This is a genomic window from Vibrio sp. D173a (assembly GCF_030248475.1).
The window spans coordinates 1-783 of the sequence record NZ_JAHGAH010001561.1; the positions used below are offsets into that span (position 1 = coordinate 1).

General features: G+C 47.9%; 1 protein-coding gene. It reads left to right on the top strand.

Annotation, left to right across the window (positions count from 1 at the left end):
* Window positions 1–783, top strand: a 783-nt coding sequence (locus KIV40_RS34750; RefSeq protein WP_285354005.1) for a DNA topoisomerase, incomplete at both ends; no start/stop codon positions are given.

The window sequence follows — 783 nt, forward strand, 5'->3', positions numbered from 1 at the left end:
CTCGCTTAATCATTGCAGAAAAACCCAGCCTAGGTCGCGCCATCGCGGCTGCCTTGCCAAACCCACAAAAGAAAGGCGAGGGCTTTATCCAGTGTGGAAATGGCGATGTGGTGACGTGGTGTATCGGACATCTGTTAGAACAGGTAGAGCCTGACGCCTATGAAGAGCGATACAAAAAGTGGAACTTGGTTGATTTACCTATCGTTCCTGACCAGTGGCAACTGAGACCAAGAAAGAGCTCCAGCAAGCAGTTAACTGTTATTCGTAAGCTACTTAAAGATGCTAAAGAAATCGTACACGCAGGTGACCCTGATAGAGAAGGGCAGCTGCTGGTGGATGAGGTGATTGATTACTGTAAGGTGTCGAAAACGCGAAAAGAGTCGATTAAGCGACTTCTTATCAGCGACCTTAACTTACCTGCAGTGAAACGAGCATTAAGTCAGATGCGCAGCAACAAAGAGTTTATTCCTCTATCGGTGTCGGCGTTAGCCCGCTCAAGAGCAGATTGGCTTTATGGTATGAACATGACGCGTGCCTATACCTTGCTTGGTCAGAAAGCGGGTTATCAAGGTGTGTTATCCGTAGGGCGAGTACAAACACCAGTCCTTGGATTGGTGGTGAGACGCGATGAAGAGATTGAAAACTTCATCCCTAAAGACTATTTCACGCTGCATGCCTTGATTCCTTATCAAAATGGCAGCGACAACTTCGATATTCGCGCTCGTTGGAAACCGAGTGAGGCGTGTAAGCCTTGGCAAGATGAAGAGGGGCGAGTACTAAACC